The 18,222-nt window shown below is 53.6% G+C and carries 17 protein-coding genes; 5 read left to right on the top strand and 12 right to left on the bottom strand.

The genetic code is table 11. From position 1 onward, the window contains the following. Positions 1-36: 36 nt before the first annotated feature. Both BM231_RS11195 and BM231_RS11190 read right to left on the bottom strand, forming a co-directional pair. Positions 37-813, bottom strand: coding sequence for an alpha/beta hydrolase (locus tag BM231_RS11195; RefSeq protein WP_093519383.1), 777 nt, complete (start codon positions 811-813; stop codon positions 37-39). Positions 814-1,001: 188 nt separating this feature from the next. Continuing rightward, entirely contained in the window at positions 1,002-1,511 is a 510-nt protein-coding gene (locus tag BM231_RS11190) for a hypothetical protein (RefSeq protein WP_093519381.1), read from the bottom strand. Between the two features lie 280 nt (positions 1,512-1,791). On the opposite strand from BM231_RS11190, the gene BM231_RS11185 reads away from it, so the two are divergent. The 3 genes from BM231_RS11185 to BM231_RS11175 are packed head-to-tail and all read left to right on the top strand — an operon-like array spanning position 1,792 to position 5,356. Further along, complete coding sequence (locus tag BM231_RS11185) at positions 1,792-2,883, top strand: patatin-like phospholipase family protein (protein ID WP_208860281.1); 1,092 nt, start codon at positions 1,792-1,794, stop codon at positions 2,881-2,883. Next, positions 2,880-3,779 carry an alpha/beta fold hydrolase gene (locus tag BM231_RS11180; RefSeq protein ID WP_093519379.1) on the top strand — a complete coding sequence of 300 codons (900 nt, stop codon included), beginning with the start codon at positions 2,880-2,882 and terminating at the stop codon, positions 3,777-3,779. Before BM231_RS11185 ends, BM231_RS11180 begins: the two co-directional genes overlap by 4 nt. Positions 3,780-3,802: 23 nt before the next feature. Further along, positions 3,803-5,356 carry an MFS transporter gene (locus tag BM231_RS11175; protein ID WP_093519376.1) on the top strand — a complete coding sequence of 518 codons (1,554 nt, stop codon included), beginning with the start codon at positions 3,803-3,805 and terminating at the stop codon, positions 5,354-5,356. Between the two features lie 41 nt (positions 5,357-5,397). On the opposite strand, the gene BM231_RS11170 is transcribed toward BM231_RS11175, so the two are convergent. Further along, positions 5,398-5,871 (bottom strand): RidA family protein, encoded by a 474-nt coding sequence (locus BM231_RS11170; protein ID WP_093519374.1) that lies wholly within the window; start codon positions 5,869-5,871, stop codon positions 5,398-5,400. Between the two features lie 337 nt (positions 5,872-6,208). On the opposite strand from BM231_RS11170, the gene BM231_RS11165 reads away from it, so the two are divergent. Continuing rightward, complete coding sequence (locus tag BM231_RS11165) at positions 6,209-7,237, top strand: serine hydrolase domain-containing protein (protein ID WP_208860280.1); 1,029 nt, start codon at positions 6,209-6,211, stop codon at positions 7,235-7,237. A 9-nt stretch (positions 7,238-7,246) separates the two neighbouring features. Here BM231_RS11165 and BM231_RS11160 read toward each other — a convergent pair whose 3' ends face one another. Genes BM231_RS11160 through BM231_RS11150 form a run of 3 tightly spaced genes read right to left on the bottom strand, consistent with a single transcriptional unit; the run spans position 7,247 to position 9,698 of the window. After that, on the bottom strand, positions 7,247-8,428 hold the full coding sequence (locus BM231_RS11160; RefSeq protein ID WP_093519371.1) for a pyridoxal phosphate-dependent aminotransferase: 1,182 nt from the start codon (positions 8,426-8,428) through the stop codon (positions 7,247-7,249). Continuing rightward, a complete protein-coding gene (locus tag BM231_RS11155) occupies positions 8,425-9,159 on the bottom strand; it encodes an SDR family NAD(P)-dependent oxidoreductase (protein ID WP_093519369.1) in 735 nt (244 codons plus the stop codon). The genes BM231_RS11160 and BM231_RS11155 overlap by 4 nt, the downstream gene beginning before the upstream one ends. 8 nt (positions 9,160-9,167) lie before the next feature. Beyond that, complete coding sequence (locus BM231_RS11150; protein WP_093519368.1) at positions 9,168-9,698, bottom strand: 2,4'-dihydroxyacetophenone dioxygenase family protein; 531 nt, start codon at positions 9,696-9,698, stop codon at positions 9,168-9,170. A gap of 113 nt (positions 9,699-9,811) precedes the next feature. Between BM231_RS11150 and BM231_RS11145 the strand changes: the two genes are divergently transcribed. Then, a complete protein-coding gene (locus BM231_RS11145) occupies positions 9,812-10,579 on the top strand; it encodes an IclR family transcriptional regulator (RefSeq protein WP_159437961.1) in 768 nt (255 codons plus the stop codon). Positions 10,580-10,812: 233 nt separating this feature from the next. On the opposite strand, the gene BM231_RS11140 is transcribed toward BM231_RS11145, so the two are convergent. The 6 genes from BM231_RS11140 to BM231_RS11115 all read right to left on the bottom strand — a co-directional run bounded on the left by BM231_RS11140 (position 10,813) and on the right by BM231_RS11115 (position 18,206). Continuing rightward, on the bottom strand, positions 10,813-12,129 hold the full coding sequence (locus tag BM231_RS11140; protein ID WP_093519365.1) for an HlyD family type I secretion periplasmic adaptor subunit: 1,317 nt from the start codon (positions 12,127-12,129) through the stop codon (positions 10,813-10,815). Further along, the gene (locus BM231_RS11135; RefSeq protein WP_093519717.1) at positions 12,122-13,846 is read right to left on the bottom strand and encodes a type I secretion system permease/ATPase; all 1,725 of its coding nucleotides are present in this window, start codon (positions 13,844-13,846) and stop codon (positions 12,122-12,124) included. The genes BM231_RS11140 and BM231_RS11135 overlap by 8 nt, the downstream gene beginning before the upstream one ends. 79 nt (positions 13,847-13,925) lie before the next feature. Continuing rightward, the gene (locus tag BM231_RS11130; protein ID WP_093519363.1) at positions 13,926-14,279 is read right to left on the bottom strand and encodes a hypothetical protein; all 354 of its coding nucleotides are present in this window, start codon (positions 14,277-14,279) and stop codon (positions 13,926-13,928) included. 1,032 nt (positions 14,280-15,311) lie between these two features. After that, positions 15,312-16,625: a TRAP transporter large permease gene (locus BM231_RS11125; protein ID WP_093519361.1), complete on the bottom strand. Its 1,314-nt coding sequence runs from the start codon at positions 16,623-16,625 to the stop codon at positions 15,312-15,314. Positions 16,626-16,630: 5 nt separating this feature from the next. Next, positions 16,631-17,164 (bottom strand): TRAP transporter small permease, encoded by a 534-nt coding sequence (locus tag BM231_RS11120; RefSeq protein WP_093519359.1) that lies wholly within the window; start codon positions 17,162-17,164, stop codon positions 16,631-16,633. Between the two features lie 61 nt (positions 17,165-17,225). After that, positions 17,226-18,206: a TRAP transporter substrate-binding protein gene (locus tag BM231_RS11115; protein ID WP_167550293.1), complete on the bottom strand. Its 981-nt coding sequence runs from the start codon at positions 18,204-18,206 to the stop codon at positions 17,226-17,228. Positions 18,207-18,222 lie beyond the last annotated feature (16 nt).

The raw sequence follows: 18,222 nt of genomic DNA, 5'->3' as shown, positions 1-18,222 counted from the left end.
CCTCTGCTATCTGGCTAGCCGAAACGAGCTGTCCATTCAGAGTTTTTGTCTCAACCAGTCGAGCGCCTTGGCAGCTGTCTCTGGCCACTGGTCCTCAAACTGAATGTAGTGGCAGGCCCCTTTGACTGCGAGGAAATCCGAGTTTTCGTAGCGTTCAGCCATCAATCGCGCGGTGCTTGGCGTCACAGCCTTGTCCTCGGTTCCTGAAACGAAGAGCAAGGGGCAAGAGACCTTGTTCGGGTCAATAAACGTGGTTTGGCGAACGTCATACATCCAGAAGACAAACTCGAAAAGCACCCGCCCGGATTCGGTACCGAGACGCGCATGGATGTCATGTTGTAAATTGAGTGCCAGTGTGTTGAACCCATACTTCGTCAGAAGCTCGAAATCCTGTTCCAGGGCATGCTCCCAAAATGCGCCGGCCGAAATGAGCAGCTTGCCAAGTTCGCGCTCCCCGTCCGTCGTCGGCAAAATGCCGTTCACAATGCTGCTGTTGAGAAGAACTCCTGCTTTTGTGGCGCCCTCGGCTGCCAGAAGCTGCGCGATAACCCCGCCGATCGAGTGCCCGACAACAACCGGCGCCTCGCCAATCTCTGCTAGGGCTTGTCGGGCATCTTCCACATAATCCGCGATGCTCACCCCGACAAGCTTGGCATCGCGTTCCGGTCCGGGTGGCAGGTCATGATGCCGATAGGTGAGGCTGTGGCAGACATACCCGGAAGCCTCGAAGGTCATGCGGACATTATCCATCGCCCAGGCCGCAGCATTGGTACCGGTCAAAAGCAGGACTGGAGGTAAAGAGCTGTTTGGCATCTGAAGCTCCTAAGAAAGGAAGGGGCCAAACAATGCCCCCACCATAGTTGCTTTATCAGGTCAGGCTCAACGAATTGTAAGCGTTGCGTAAGATGTTACCGGTCCACCTCATCAGCAGGTTAGAGCCAGAGCGGGCTAACAAACAGCAACATGCCGCTGCAAAGAGCGACGGCTGCTATTTGAAGTCACTAGGGCTTCTTTGTTGATCGCAAAATCTTAGCCATGACCTGTTCGGCAAATACTTCGGGATTTGCCACCGCAGTGCCTACCCACTCGTCTTTAATAATGATCTTACCTGTCCTTGCGTCGATAACCGTTACTGTGCCTGCCATGGAGGATGCACCAGTACCGAAGAGAACATCATATCCCATGTTGGAAACGAAGAAACTCCGGACCGTGACTTCAACGTTGACTCGTGTCGGGCCATGCAAGTCCTTCAACTTTGCCTTTAAGGCCTTCTTTGTGGCTTTAACGATTATGTCTTTATCGTAATCTTTGCCCAAAACATTGTGGAGCCCTTGGTATTTCCAATCGCCCGTCACGGTCACATTTGAGACCTTTACCTGTGCTTCTTCAATGTCTTTCGTCGTAATGGTCGTTTGGCACGCTGCCAGTGAAAGCCCAACCAGAGCGAGCACCGCTACGTTTCGCAGGTTCTTCAGCTTCTGGGCGAAGCTATGTAATAGTTTGTTTTTCATCGAGTTATGACTTCATTGCATCGAGGCAGAAATTGTAATGAGTCATATTGTCAGCAGAGGCTTGCGCCTGAGTGATTTCAGTCGCCTTTCAAAAGCACGATTTTCTGACAGGCTTTATGTTTTCTTTGGAGGTTCGCGCCTAAGCTTCATCCGTGAGGTGGGCTTTTTCGGGCCGCTCATCATCACGTCTGTTCTTTGGTTTGGGTGAGAAAGAGCTCTTTCTCCGACAACCGGAGTGCACCGGGGGGGAATGCAGGAAACCCTGTCGGAAGGACGGTAGATGACACAAGGAATTGGCCTTGTCATGCAAGGCGGTGGAGCTCTTGGAGCCTATGAGGTTGGTGCGCTCACCCGCATTTATCAGGCGGGCTTTGAGCCGGAAATCATCACCGGCACCTCCATTGGTGCGCTAAATGCGGCTGTCATTGCGGCCCCAAAACTCGGCGACCCTATCGAGACGCTCCACGCCCTGTGGGAACACCTGAGCCACGCGCCCGGCTTCATATGGCATTCCAGCCAAAAGCTGCTGCGTGCCAGCATGGGCCACCCTCGCTTTTTCAAACTGCATCCGCCGTCTTTCATGAGTGAAAATCGGCCCAGCATCTACGACATCACGCCAGCGCTTGAGACTATGGAAAAATTCATCGACTTTGAGCGCCTCAACAGCGAGGACGCTCCGCGGTTGGTGATCACAGCGACCAACGTTGCAACGGGGCAGATTGAGCGGTTCTCCAACCGGGATCACTACCTCACCTCCAGGCACATAATGGCCAGTGGGTCTTTGCCTCCGGGCTTTCCGCCCATTGAGCTGGACGGGCACTATTATTGGGATGGTGGGCTTTACGACAACACGCCAATCCGTTCACTCCTGCGTATTCTGGATGACTACCAGATCTCTCATATGCCGATCTTTCTGATTGAGCTGTTCTGCCCGGAAGGCATCATTCCGACCACTGTTGAAGAAGCGATCTACCGCATGACGGAGCTGGTGTTTGAGGACAAGTTCTGGCTCATGCTGGATGGCGACAAGTGTGCCCAGCATTACTCGCATATGCTCTACGATCTGGACAAATTGGTGCCTGAGGATTCGCCCATCAGGGACTGTGAGCACTATCGCTCACTCATGAAAATGCGCGCGATCTCTCACATCATCACCGTAAAGGCAGAGCACAATGCGCTCACTGGCGTGGTGGATTTTGAGCCCAAGAGCATCAATGAGCGCATCAAGACTGGATATCTGGCCGCGGATCAGGCGCTGATCAATTACGCTGACCGCATTGAAGCCATCATCTCGGCGACGCACGAAGGTCATATGACCGACAACACCCATTCAGAGCACAAGCCGCACCCGGAAGGAAAGAGGTGCCAATGAGTGAGATTGACGAAAGCAAATATGACAGCGGCGCCTATGAGAACAAATGGTTCGAGACGTCTGACGGCATCAAGCTCAACTACAGGGTTTACGGCAATGGCACCTCCCCAAAACCCGCAATCATCGCATTGCCGGGTCTGACCCGGTGCGCTCGCGATCTGGACCCCATGGCTGTCCAACTCAGCAAGACCCACACCATCTACGCGTTGAACCTGCGTGGGCGGGATCTGTCGGACTACGACCCGGATTACAGCAATTACAACACCTCTGTTTACATCCGTGATACCTACGAGTTTTGGAAGTCCATTGATGAGCCCCCCGTGGTGTTGCTAGGTTCTTCGCTCGGCGCCCTGCTTGCCATGCTAATGGTGGAGGATCACCCGGACATGCTGGCTGGCACCGTGCTTAACGACCTTGGGGCCACCATCGAGTTTGCTGGCATGTCGCGCATCTTCGGCTATGCGGGCCAGTTGCCGGACGAGAGCGAACTGACCGCCGTGGTCAGCACCATCAAGGAACACATAGGCAACCAGTTTGTGAACCTGCCGGAAGACCAGTGGGAGCGCATGGCGCTGTCCATGTATGGCCGTAAAAATGGCAAATGGCACCACCGTTACGATGACAATCTTGGCGTTGCCCTATCTGAGAACAAAGAGGACTTCCGTGACCTTTGGGAGGCGCACCAACGTGCTGCGGACCTTGAACTTCCCGTCCTGTCCATTCGCGGAGAGCTGTCAGATGTCACATCTGCCGATACCATCCGCACCATGAAGAATATGGCCCCTCACATGCAATCGGTGGACGTCCCCAATCGCGGACATTGCCCTTTGTTGGATGAACCCCAATGCCTGGAGGCATTGGTGAGCTTTATGGCTCAATTCGAAAACCGTGCCTGAACCGTAAACGAGTGGAGACAAGCATGGCCCGCAAACATCTGGTTTTGTTGAATATGATCGGAGCGCTCGCTCTGGTCATGATCGATCAGACTGTACTGGGCATTATTCTGCCGTCTCTTCAGCGCACCTATGCCTTTGGTCCGGTACACCTGCAATGGGCGGTCAATGCCTATCTGATCGCGCTTGCCTCCATGTTGATGTGTGGTGGCTGGTTGGGCGATAAGTTCGGCTACTTCACCTCTCTTCGCATCGGTGTAGCCCTGTTTACAGCCGCCTCGCTCGCCTGTGCCTATGCCCCAACGGGGGACATCTTCATCACATCCCGTGTGTTTCAGGGGCTTGGTGCAGCACTGATGCAGCCCGCGGCAACGGCGCTCGTGTTTTCCGCTTATCCGACAGATGAGAGAGGCAAGGCTCTGGCCCACTATGTTGGTGCAGGCCTCGTCTTTATGGCAGCAGGCCCACTGGTGGGCGGCACGTTGGTACAGCTGTTCTCCTGGCGGCTGGTGTTCTTGCTCAATGTGCCCATTGGCGCGGCCGTGTTGATCATGGCCTTTGCCATCGGAAAGGGCAGAACCTCCAGAGACACCGGCAGTTTTGATTTTCTCGGCGCTGTGATGTTCGTCATGGTGCTTCTGGTTTTCACCGTTGCAGTTCAACGGTTTGGTGATTACCGCCTCACATTGGGAGAAGGGGTTGTCTCACTTGGGTTCGTGATCCTGATTTGTTACCTGTTGTTTGCTCGCAGAGACCGCGTTGCGCATCCGTTCATCCAGTTCTCATTGTTCGAAAACAAGGTCTATCTGGGGTGCTGCCTGCTGCTCTTCTGCATTCCGTTTGGCTTGTTGGCGCAGGTGGTATTCGGCGCTGTTTTTCTGCAAAACGTCTTGAGCCTGACGCCCTTTCAGGCCGGTCTCTCCATGTTACCGGTGGTGCTGACAATCATCATATGCGCTCAGTTCGGGGGGCGTCTGGTCGGCAAAATCAATTTCCGCAATCTTGCAGTCTGCGGCAGTCTGGCCATGGGGGCTGGCTTCTTGATGCAGGCTCTGGTGATCCACTACAACAATCTCTGGCTGCTTTTTCCCGGCATGATGTTGATGGGGGCCGGACTGGGCTTTCTCATCAGCTCCGTTTCCACTGAAGCGCTTTCTCACGTCTCTCTGCTTGCCCGCGCCCGCGCCACTGCCTTGCTGCAAACCTGCCGGCAAGTGGGAGGTGTGTTTGGCATTGCCTGCGTGGGAGCTCTCATCAACTGGCGAGAAAAGACGATGATTTCTGCCGCCGCTGAGCTGATGGAGCCCAACGATAAAGACCGTGAACTGTTGCAGTTGCTGCTCTACAAGTTCATGGGTGATCAACCGGCAGCTGCTGCTTTGCTGCACGAGCGCTGGCCGCAATCGCTTTACATCCTCAAAGCAATCAGCAGCCGTGCACTTGCTGATGGTTTTTTCTTCAGCGCTTTGGTGTTGGCTGGCGCCGCTGTCATGTCCCTTTGGGCCTTCAAGGGCCATACACCACGGCGAAGGCCACCAGCCCCGGACAATCCCGCGCCAAAGACACCTGCAAGTGAATAAAAAAGGCTCCCGTCATACAATCGGGCGGGAGCATATGCAGGTTAGCTCTGTGGGATTGCCAGTGTTGCATCTATCTCAAACAACATGCCGTCCAATGCCAAACGGTCGACAGGGATGAGTGTGCTGGCAGGAAGGTGCTGCCCGAAAAGTTTATCCGCCTGTTCCTTAATCGCATGCAGTTTATCTTCACCATGACCGGCAACAAGCACTTGTATCTTGACCACATGCTCTGGTTTTCCTCCAGAGGCCGCAATCGCCTTACGCAGATTAGAGAAGGCAATCTCCGCTTGTTTGCCAACCGTTTTGCCCAAAACGTTCCCGTCTATGTCGCCGCTGAATTGACCTGAAATATAAACCGTTTTTGCGTTTGAGGGAGCCACAACAACCTGCGTAAAGCCCCAAGGGCTGGTATCGACAATGGTGGATGGGTTGATGCGCTCCAAACCTTCTGCATGTGCCATGCCGGCAGCGGCAATCATCAAGGTTCCAAGGGATAAACTAGCAATTGTTTTCATGATCAGCTCATTCTGTTCTTTGACCGAAACATGTAAGGTTCCGGTTTCACAACAGGGCTTTTAAGTCCTCAAGCTAAGTTGAGGTCAACAGCTATTTCGATTTTTCTGATGGGTCCGAGGTTGTATCTTTCGTAGCAAATTACAACCTGACGCATTGGTGCCATTTTGTTTGCTTACAGGTTTGGCCAAAATTAACCGCCCAGACCAATCTCTCATTCATCTTCTTAGGCGTATGCTCTCATGGAAACCGGAGCGATGCCCCGGCGATTTGCATAAACACCTTGGCACCACCTGATTTTAAAACGGCTTCTTGATGCATCTACGGATACTAACAGTTTTGGCGGGACTTCTGGCACTCAGTGGCTGCAATGACTCCACGCCTCTACAAAAATCAGCACCACAAGCGGATATGATTGCAAAGCTGGATGAGCACGCAAAAGGCATTCAGCGTGGCAACCCGGATGCGAGCCTGAGCGTGGCGGTGGTCCGCGAGGGCAAAGTGGAGTTCATCCGCCTCTATGACAAATCCAGCAGGGGCAAAACAGTCATTGGCGCGCAAGAGCCTATTTTTGAAGCCGCGTCTCTCGGCAAACCGGTGTTCGCCTACCTGACGCTGAAGCTGGTGGATTTGAATATTCTGTCGTTAGAGCGACCGCTTTATCAATACGCCCCGGATTTGTTTGATGGCTCAGACCCCCGACTGAAACGCATCACCGCCCGTATGTTGCTTTCGCATACTTCCGGCCTTGCCAACTTTGATGAGAAAGACCCGCTCAAGCTGCGCTTTGATCCGGGCACAGAGTTTACCTATTCCGGCTCCGGCTATGCTTTGTTGCAGCAGGTGCTGGAACGGCGGACGGGGCTAAACCTTGAAACGCTGGCGCGTATCCATGTGTTTGAGCCGCTAGGCATGTCGTCCACCAGCTATCTCTGGCAGCGGGCCTACGATTACCGCATCCGTTTTGGGTATGATGCAGAGGGAGACCGGATTACGGACAAGAGAAAGCCATCCATTGGTCATGCCGCATGGAGCCTGCACACCACGGCTGGAGACTACGCCCGCTTTCTGGTTGCTATGATGGATGAGGCCGCAGAACCTGAGCTGAAGGAGCGCATGCTGCAAACCCACAAGACCGTGACTGGCAAAATCGGCTGGTCTATGGGGTGGGGGCTTCAGGCCACCAAGCCGAACGGGTCCATCTGGCACTGGGGCAGCAATCCGGGTTATCGCGCATATACGGTTGGCTATCCGCAAGAGGATATGGGGATCGTGGTGCTTTCCAATAATGAAAAGCTCTTTGAGAAGATTGAACCACTTATTCTCAATACAATAGGAGGGACACTGCCCTCCTATCACTGGTTCTAGTTTGCAGGGTCACACCGTTTCCCGTGCATTGGCCAGGAACGGCGCAAGACGGTCCAACGCTTCATTGAGCTGCTCATCCGTCTGCGCAAAGCAGAGGCGGAACCAGCCGGGTTCACCAACAAGAAACGCATCCCCGGGAGCAAGACCAACCTTGGCCTCTTCAATCAACATGCGGGCATAAGCAACGGAATCCGTCACGCCCTCCACCTTGAAGTAAGCATAGAACGCACTTTCCGGCACAGGGCAGGTCACCCCCTCATGGGCGAGTAGGCCTGAGCACACCAGATCCCGCGCATGCTTATAGTTTTGCGCCATTTGAGCAACGAACTCTTCACCTTGCTGAAGCGCAACCACAGCGGCCCGCTGAGAGAACGGTGGGGCGCTGGCAATAGAGAACTCGGCAATCTTCTCAACAACCGGTGTCAGGCTTGGCGGCAAAGTGAGCCAGCCCAAACGCCAGCCAGTCATGGCCCATGATTTGGAGAAGGAGTTCACCACGATCAGGCGATCTTCCGGCTCGGACACCTCAAGAAACGATGGTGCTGCCTTGCCGGAGTAAACGGTGCGGGCGTAAACCTCGTCAGAGATCAACCATGTGCCGCGCTCGCGCAGAACTTCCATGATCCGCGCAATCTCAGGTCTGGTCAGCATAAAGCCCGTGGGGTTGGAAGGTGAGTTGAGCAACACCACCTTTGCGCCCTTGGCCGTTTCCAAAAATGCTTCCACATCCAGCGACCACTTGCCGTCCTTCACCTCAAGTGAATGGGTGACCGTGCGGGCGCCTTGCAGTTTTGGGATGGAAAGCAGGTTTGGAAAGGCGGGTGTCAACGTGACAACCGTATCACCTTCTTCCAACACACACTGAAAGGCCAGATTGAGCGCGTTGCCGCCGGAGACCGTAACCGCAACGCGGTTGACCCCAATCGGCTTGCTGTAAAGCTCACTCATATAACCCGAGATCGCCTCGCGTAGATAAGGCCTCCCAAGCCCTTCAGCGTAAAAGGTTTCTCCCGCAGACAAGGACCGTGCGGCCTCATCACAAATGAATTTTGGGGTAGGGATATTTGGCTCTCCGAACCACAAAGGAATAAGGCCCTCAACGCTCATGGCCGCATTGGCCAGCTCCCGCGTGATAGATGGAGGAACCTGAATTGCGCGGCTTTCCAGCCCGTGTCTTGCTTCACTCGTCAATATGTTGCCCGTCCGCCCGAAAGATCAAACACTGCGCCGCTGTTGAATGTACAGGCGGAGGAACTGAGCCACATCACCAGCTCGGCAGCTTCTTCCACCAGCCCCAATCTTTTCATCGGCGACTTATCAATCATAATCTGCACAAACTCAGGGGTCATCTGGTCCAGAATATCTGTTTTGATGGCCGCCGGAGCGATGCAATTTACTCGTATATCAGTTTCTGCCAGCTCTTTTGCTAGAGATTTTGTCAACCCAATCACACCAGCTTTAGATGCGCTGTAGGCAGAGGCGTTTGGCGTGCCCTCTTTGCCCGCCAGCGACGCCATGTTGATGATGCGCCCAAACCCCCTGTCCTTCATATGGGGTACGACCTGTTGGCAAAGTTGGAAGGTCCCAAACAGGTTCACCTCCACCACCCGCGCCCATTCTTGCGGATCATAGTCTGCCAGCGGAACAGTTGAGCCCGCAAATCCTGCATTGTGGGAGAGGAAGTCAATCTGCCCGCACTGCTCCAGCGTTCTGACAAAAGCAGCTGCTATCTGGTCCTGCTGGCTGATGTCCACCTGACAGAACACATGCGAAAAAGGCAGGTCCTCCGGAATATTGAGGTCCCAGATGACAACTTGTGCGCCGGCCTTGTGATAGTGCAGGGCAATCTCTGCCCCAATGCCTTTGGCACCACCGGTCACCACGGCAACCTTGCCGGAAAAATCATAGGAAATATTGGTCATATCAGCACTCAGCGGATGAAGTTCTTTACATAGTCGGCACCAAGGCCCACCTCTTCGAAGTGTTTGCGACACATATCGATTTTGGTGAAAACATCCTCATAGCCAAGGTGATTGCCATAGGGGTCTACGTAGTACATGACACCGTTCACCTGAAAATAGGTGATCATCTCTTCAACATCATCAGGCACCACCAGTGTGTGCGTTTCACCGGGAGGCTCATAAACGTATCCGCCTTCACGTGCTTCCCAGTCATGCTCCAGATAGTGCCAGCGGCCTTTCAAAACGAACCCATGCACCGCATTGGCATGCCGATGGCGGGAGAGTACGCCGGACTTGGTCACTTTCAGCAGGTTCATCCAGTAGCCCTGCGAGACATTCAGGCAGAGAGGGCGGAAGTAAACATTCTCCGCCTGCTTGACCCACATGCGGTCATCTTCTTGAGAGAGTGCATCGGGCACCACGATTTCGGGCAGGGCATCAGGTGGCATAGGGTGTTGATAGGGGATGCGAGGGTTCTCGTCTTTCTCAACCAGCGGCATTGACAGATTCCTTATTTGTCCATATTATGGACATTCATTCACTATATGAACAAAACTATACGTATATCTATTTATGTCAACGCTACAGTCTTGTGGCGGTGGAAAGGACACCTATGAAAGCGCCGGTGCAGGGCACACAGAGTTTCTCGCGGACGATCCACCTGCTTGATCTGATCTCCCAATCAAAGGCACCGCCTTCTCTTGCCGAGTTGAAGGAATCCAGCGGCTTAACGCGGCCAACGCTCTATCGCCTACTGGCTTCTCTGGAGGCAGAGGGGTTGATTGAACAGCGCAGCGACCAGCGTTACCAACTGGGTGTGCGACTGGTCTCGCTGGCCCGTAAAGCGTTGGCGGAAAACGACATCCGTAGGCTTGCAAAGGAGCAGCTGCTGCGCTTGCGTGATGAGACCGGAGAGACTGTGCACCTGGCAGTTCCCAGTCGGGAGGAGTTGATTTACATCGACAAGATCGAGTGTGAGGAAGTGGTGCGCATGGCTTCCACCATCGGCACGCGCGTGCCCATGCACTCCAGCGGTGTGGGCAAAGCCTATCTTGGCGCAATGGCACCAGCAGAGGCCGAAGATCTCATTCGGCAGCTGGACATGGCCCAGATCACCAGCTTCACAAACACAGACCGCACTGTTCTTTCCGCGATCACTCAGAAGGTGCGCGAAGATGGATATGTCTTTGATAATCAGGAAAACGAGGAGGGGGTCGTCTGTTACGGCGCTGCCATTTTGGATGACATGGGCAAACCGGCGGCTGCGATCAGCGTTTCCATTCCACTTTATCGGCACACCAAGCCAACAGAGCAGTATGTGAAGCCACTGCTAACCTGCATTGCCAATATATCTCAGAGGCTTGGCTACCGGCCTTCCTAACACTTATGCTGCATGGAAAGAGCCCGTGTAGTACTCGCACAGGGCGGCGGCATAGCACTACACGGGTCTTCTGACACCCGGAATTAGGGCTCCGGGCTCTCGGGAGGAGGCTGGTGAAGCAACAGGAGCGGCCACTGCTTCAACCTCTCACCACACACTGGGATGATGGCGTTGACGGCATGTCCTCTGAAAACCCATATTCAGGGAACATGCCCGGATCCATCCCAAGCGTATCAGGTCTCTCTCATCGCATGCGCGATCTGGTCCATCATTGGCTTGATCAGATAAGACAGAACGGACCGATCTTCTGTCTTGATGAATGCCTCAACCGGCATGCCCGGGATGAGGGACTTGCCTTCCAGACGCTCCAGCTCCTCTTCAGGAATAGCCAGTTCAGCCAGATAGTAGGTGCTGCCCGTGCGTGGGTCCTGCACCAGATCAGGCGAAATGGTTTTTAGTCGCGCTTTGAGCTCCGGTGTGGTGCGCTTGTCAAAGGCAGGCAGGCGGATGGTGGCTTCCTGATTTGGACCAATCTGATCCACATCCACCGGCTGCACCTTGGCTTCTACGATGAGCTGATCTTCTTCCGGCACAATCTTCATCACCACTTCACCGCCCATGATGACGCCGCCGATGGTGTGAATGGCCAGATCAAACACCTTGCCGTTTTGAGGGGCTCTGATTTCCGTTCGGCGAAGCTCGTCTTGCGCTGCAATGCGACGCTCCTCCAGCTCAGAGATCTGGGCGCGGGTTTGCTGCAGTTGCTCCAGATTGTTGGAGCGCAGCTCTTCATCAGCTTGCAAGATCATAACCCGGCGTTCGCTGATCGCCTCGCCAGAGCGTGCGATCTGGGCAATGATGCCGCCAAGTTCACCTTCCAGAGAACTGCGCTCACGCTGAAACGCCATGACGCGGGACTCGGTCACCAGCTTCTTTTTGCGCAAAGATTCCAACCCACCCAACTCGGTGTTGATCAGGTCCACTTCGTTCTGCTTTGCATCGCGCTGCAACTCCAGGCCGTCGATCTGCTTTTCGAACTGGCCGATCTGGGTTTCCAGCTGCTCTTTTTTGCTCAGGTGATTTTTCTGCCGCGCTTCCATCATGTTGCGCTGGGTTTCTTCAATCATCATCAGATGCGCACGGTGCAGCGGTGATTTTGCCCGTTGCTTGAACGTAATCTCAGTGCGGCCCTGAATCTCTGAGGTCAACCGGGATTCCTGCGCATAGAGTTCATCCAACTGATTGGTCAGCACCGCCAGATTGGAGCGGGTGAGGGTATCATCCAGCTGTAGAACCAGATCTCCAGCCTTCACCGGATCGCCGTTCTTCACGAGGATCTGATTGACGATGCCGCCATCGCGGTGCTGCACGCTCTTGGTGCTGGTCTCCACCACGATGGTTGCCGGAGCAACAACCGCACCGGAGATTTCTGTCACAACCGTCCAGGTGCCCGCACCGAAGATGAGGAGTGCAGCCAATGCACCGCCCCATTTGAGATGGCGGGTGATGCTTGCGCCGATATCGTAGGACTTGTCGGTAACTCTAGCCATTTAACGCGACCTCCTGCGGCTTGCGAAGCGGAGCAATCACCTGCTTCATAATCTTGTCTTTTGCGCCAATAGCTTCCGCTTCACCCTCATTCATCACGAGGATCTGATCGACTGCCGACGTTGCAGCCGGACGGTGCGCAACCACGATGACGATAGAGCCACGCTCGCGCATGTCATGGATAGCATTGGTCAGAGCGGCTTCGCCTTCGGCATCCAGATTGGAGTTCGGCTCATCAAGTACGATCAGGAACGGATTGCCATAAAGCGCACGAGCCAGTGCGATCCGCTGACGCTGGCCACCGGACAAGCCGTTGCCAGTTGCGCCGATCACTGTGTTGTAACCTTCCGGCAGGCTCACGATCAGGTCGTGCACGTTGGCCATGCGGGCGGCTGCAATCAGCTTGTCGCTGTCTTCATCCGGCTTAAACCGCTGGATGTTCTCCGCAATGGTGCCATCAAAGAGCTGAATGTCCTGCGGCAAGTAGCCTATGAAGTCACCACGATCCATCGCGCTCCACTGGTCCAGCTCCGCGCCATCAAAACGGATCGAGCCTTTCAGCGGATTGGTGATGCCAACCATCGCTCTTGTCAGCGTCGACTTGCCTGACCCGGAATGCCCGATGATGCCCAGACCATCGCCAGCTTTCAGTTCCAGAGAAACGTTTTTGACGAAGGCCTCCTTTGCTGCAATCGGACCGCAGAACAAGCCTTCAACAACAACCGACTCCTGCGGGAACGGAATGGATACTCGCTCTTTCGGCTTTGCCTGCGTCGCAAAGATTTCCTGAAGGCGCGAAATGCCAACTCTGGCGGCCACAAAACCACGCCAGTTGACGATTGCCATTTCAACCGGAGCCAGTGCACGGGCCGTCATAATGGAGGACGCGATCATAACGCCTGCAGAGACTTCCTGCTGAATGACCAGCCAGGCTCCAAGGGCAAGAATACCGGACTGCAGCATGAACCGCAGGGTCTTGATCATAGTGGTGAAGATGTTGGAGCGATCAGAGGCTGCCCGCTGGCGACCAAGGAAGACATCATTGTTATCCTCCCACCGGTCACGCAAATGGTCGATCATGCCCATGGCCTCAATGCTCTCGGCATTGCGGCGGCATGCTTCAATCAATGTGGTGCGCTTGTTGGCCTCAACAGCCGTGTTTGCAGCCGGACGACGAGAAGACAACTCGTTCAGCGCAATCAAAGCGCAGATGAACAAGGCACCAATAAGAGCCATGGTGCCCAAAAGCGGGTGAAACAGAAACACGATGCCCAGATACAGCGGCATCCATGGCATGTCGAAGATAGCGGAAGGACCGGAGCCGGACAGGAACTGCCGGATGGAGTCCAGATCACTGACAGGTCTGGAGCGTTCGCCCTCAGCACCCATAACCAGCGGGACACGGGTTGAGGCTTCAAAGGCGAGGCCCGTCAGCTGCTCATCCACGTGTTGACCAACACGCAGCAACAAACGGTTCCGCAGACCATCAAGAATTCCGTAGAAGATATAAAGCACAGCCACAAACAGGCTGAGAACAACAAGCGTTGGCACAGAGCTGCTGGACAAGACACGATCATAAATCTGCAGCATGAACAAAGGGCCGGTCAGCATAAGCAGGTTGATTAACATGCTGATGCCACCAATGCCCCAAAACGCCCGGTACAATTTACGAAAGGCGTTGGAAATATAGGATGTGTGCTCTTGTAACGACTTACCCAAAATACCCTCCAGCTTGTTGTTTTTATGCTGGGTTGGTTCGGGCGCCACACCCAAGCTCATGGCGCCCAAACCGTTCTGATTACATCAACATGTCATCAGAACCGTAGTCTGCATTGCCTTCCAGCACTGGTGCATCTGCTGCAGCAACTTCTACAGTTTCAGATGCAGGGTTGAGGGCGTCATAAACGTCCTTCACACCTTCAGCGATGTTGGTGATGACGCTGACAACAGCCGTAACTGGGTTTGATGTGGCAACCCCCACGGCTATGTCCACGACAACATCAACAACGGTGTCGACCACTGCTTCAAATACGCCTGCAATCTTTTTGCCGAGCTCTGGCTCGCCGAGTGCAGTTGAAACGCCTTCGATGACTGCGCTAACAGCTTTGGTTACGACGTTTGCGATTGCTTTGAATGGATTCCACCAGCCCATGTCTTTATCCCTTTCAGACAAAAGTTAGATAAGTTTCACCGCTCCCGGAGCGCACTCCAAGGCACAGTGATGCTAAATTGTTGGTGTGATACCGCTGGCAGGAGGTCCTTCAGATGGCTACACGTTGCGTGTTGGCTTCAAAGGTTCCCAATCCAAGTCGGTTCTCTATTTCGGAGAAGTCCCTGGACGCACCCGAACACTGCTAATGCCGCATTCAGAATGCAAGTCTACACTACGAATATATGTCATAGCCTAGCCTCCCAGCTTCGCTAAATGCTCACAATGAGCATGCCTCATAGCGACAAACGTTTTGAGTAACGTTTCGTGCCACCCAACGAACTTCAATGACCTGAAGTTCTAATCAAATCCCCTATGCATAACTTGCATTAATCTCATCATACCACTTTGAATACACATTGCAGATACGATGCAATTCGCCAGTTACACATCCCCGTTTTGGGAGGTGACCTGATCTGAGTTCAATATTTGGCCGCAATTGGGGCGGAAATGTGGCGAGGAAATTTATACTTTTAGATCTAGAATAAATGTTATCCAAATGTTTAGTACAAATACAACTCTAGGTATTATTGAAATATCAGAATTTTTATACTTAGGGTATATTAAATTTATCTTACATAAAAATTTATCGATAAAAATCACCTTACGTTTGAGTAAGTTACCTCATACGACGTGATGCATGTCACACTCATATGCGTGTCAACATAAAAAATATGAGGGTGACACTCATTTTATAGTGAAAATATATCACCAAGGTGCCGTTAAGGTCATATATTTACCTTAAAAGTGACCACACAACGGCTAATCAGAGCAATCAAAGTGGATAATAGTGTCAGGTGCAGAGGACAAATCCGTAAATCTAGAAATGAAGAATCCAACATCTGTGCGCACTTAATGGTTTAATCAAACTAAGTTGATGAACCTCTGATTGCTTACTCTAAGTAAATACCCCGACCTACTTTCGCAGATCGGGGCATCAAGAGATCGGCACTTACGGCAGGTGGTTCAGAGGCGCTAACCTCCGGGCCTGCTGCGGATGTTCTCAGGAAGCCATGTGGCGACCTCAGGGAACGCGATCAGAACGAAGACCATCGCGACCATAATCAGGAACATCGGGAACGCTGCGCGTGCGATGAAGCCCATCTGATAGTTGGTCATGCCCTGCAGCACGAACAGGTTAAACCCGATTGGCGGCGTAATCTGCGCCATCTCAACCACCACCACGATGAAGATACCAAACCAGATCAGGTCAATACCGGCCTGACGGATCATTGGTTCCACCACAGCCATGGTCAGCACCACGGACGAAATACCATCCAGGAACATGCCGAGGATCACGTAGAACACCAGCAGCACCATCAGCAGCTCAAAGCGGCTCAGTTCCAGCGTTGCAATCATGTCAGCCAGACCACGCGGCAGACCCGTAAAGCCCATGGAAAGCGACAGGAACGCAGCACCGGCAAGGATCAACGCAATCATGGAGGAGGTGTAGGTCGCCCCCATAAGGCTGCTTGTGAAGCTCTTCCATGATAGCGAGCCCTGCGACGCGGCAAGGATCAGGCTTCCGATCACACCAAAGGCCGCAGCTTCTGTCGCTGTGGCATAGCCAAGATACATGGAGCCAATCACAACAAGGATCAGCAGGATCACTGGCAGCAGGAAGCGGGTGTTCTTCACCTTCTCAGCAAAGCTCATCTCCGGTTCCGGTTTCGGATCCCATTTGGAAGAGACTTTGGAGGTGATCGCCACATAAGCCATGAACATGCCAGCCAGCACGATACCCGGCATAATGCCTGCAAAGAACAGCTTGGAGATACTCTCATTGATGGTCACGCCATAAACGATCAGCGTCAGGGATGGCGGGATCATAAGACCCAGCGTTGCAGCGCCAGCCAACGTGCCAATGATCATCTTCTCCGGATAATCACGTTTACGCAGTTCGGGGATGGACATCTTACCAACGGTGGTCAGTGTCGCAGCAGACGAACCGGAGACCGCCGCGAAGACGGTACAGCCAACAATGTTGGTGTGAACCAGACCACCGGGCAGGCGGGCCATCCAGGGGGCAAGGCCGCGGAACATATCTTCCGACAATCGGGTTCGGTAGAGGATCTCACCCATCCAGATGAACAGCGGCAGCGCTGTCAGTGTCCAGGAGGAGGAAGCCGACCAGATGGTCGTCAACATCACGTCGCCAACAGGGCGGGTGGTAAACAGTTCCATGCCAACCCATGCCACACCCATGAGCGCCAGACCGACCCAGACGCCGGTGCCAAGCAAGGTGAACATGACAAACAGGAACAGAATGATAATGCTTATATTTTCCATTGCTCTTATTCTCCGGCAACCGCTTCTTCAAGTTCAGGCGCAATACGGTGCTTGCCAGTGAAAATGAGTTGAAGGAGGTGGTCTGTAAGAGCAATCGCAAGGATCACCGCACCAATGAACATAAAGCCCTGTGGGATCCAAAGCGGCGTGCGGTCCTGTCCCTGACTGATGTCATTGAACTTGTGAGACCAGTAAACAAAACGATAGGCGTAGTACACGAAGTACCAGATCGTGGCGGAGCCAATGGCAAAACACCAGATTTCCAGAATGCGCTGTGCTGTCTTACCCAGCATTTGGTGCAGGATGGATACGCGAATGTGGATGCCCTTGTTCAAGGCATTGGCAAATGCAAGGAAACTGGCGGCGGCCATGGCATAGCCTGCATATTCTGCGGCGCCCGGAAAGACCTCTCCCGTCCAACGTGCCAGCATCTGCACGACAATCAGTCCGAGAATGGCAATCAGACAAAGCGCGGAAAGAACTCCAGCTGTCTTGTAGATCCCATCCAGCCCTAAGCGCAGTGCGCGTGTCAGCTTCATTGTTCTCCCCCTCGAAAAAAGAAAAGCCGGAGTTCCAAGAGGATCTCCGGCTTTTGCGTGCTTATTTCATTGCTTTGAACGCGCTGACAACAGCTTTGCCGTCGTCACCAGCAGCTTCAAGCCATTCTGCGGTCATGGTTGCACCAATTTCCTGCAGGTCAGCTTTCATCTGGTCGCTACCCTTTTCAACCTTCATGCCGCCCTCACGCAGGCCATCAAGGGTGAAGTTTGTGTAGTCGATGGAACGCTTGAGGCCAGCTGCTTCTGCTGTTGCTGCACAGCCCTGAATGATGCCTTTGTTCTTATCAGAAACACCAGACCATACATCAGAGTTTACGAGCATGTAGTTGCGCGGCAGCCATGCATCCACTTCGTAGAAGTAGTTGAGGCTTTCCCAAACTTTACGGTCGTAACCTGTTGCACCGGAGGAGACCATGGAGTCAGCAACACCTGTTGCAAACGCCTGAGAGATCTCAGCAGCTTCAATGGAAACTGGCAGCATGCCTGTCAGCTCAGCAAGACGCGCAGTTGCGGTGTTGTAAGAGCGGAACTTGACGCCTTCCATGTCAGCAACAGAGTTGACTTCGTTTTTGAAGTACAGGCCCTGTGGCGGCCATGGCACGGAATACAACAGGGTCAGGTTCTGTTCGCCAAGAACTTTCTCAAGCGCTGGCTTTGCAGCAGTCCAAAGCTTTGCCGCATCATCAAAAGATGTTGCGAGGAATGGAACGGAATCCACACCGAACAGAGCATTTTCGTTCTGGTGACCAGAAAGCAGACGCTCACCGATTGGCACCTGACCGGTCTGAACTGCACGCTTGATGTCGCCACCTTTAAACAGGGAGCCGCCCGGGTGAGTGGTTACTTCGATTTCACCGCCAGTGCCAGACGTAATACAAGCTGCAAATTCTGCTCCCGTTACAGAATGGAAGTTGGACCCTGAGTACGCCATTGGCAGGTCCCACTTTTCAGCAGAAGCGGCAGTTGCCCCCAACGCCATAGCGGAAACACTCAAGGTGACCAGTAGACTAGACTTCTTCATATGTACTCTCCTCCAA

Source organism: Pseudovibrio ascidiaceicola (assembly GCF_900114245.1).
Taxonomy (GTDB): domain Bacteria; phylum Pseudomonadota; class Alphaproteobacteria; order Rhizobiales; family Stappiaceae; genus Pseudovibrio; species Pseudovibrio ascidiaceicola.
This window is presented reverse-complemented; position numbering and strand designations above follow the sequence as displayed.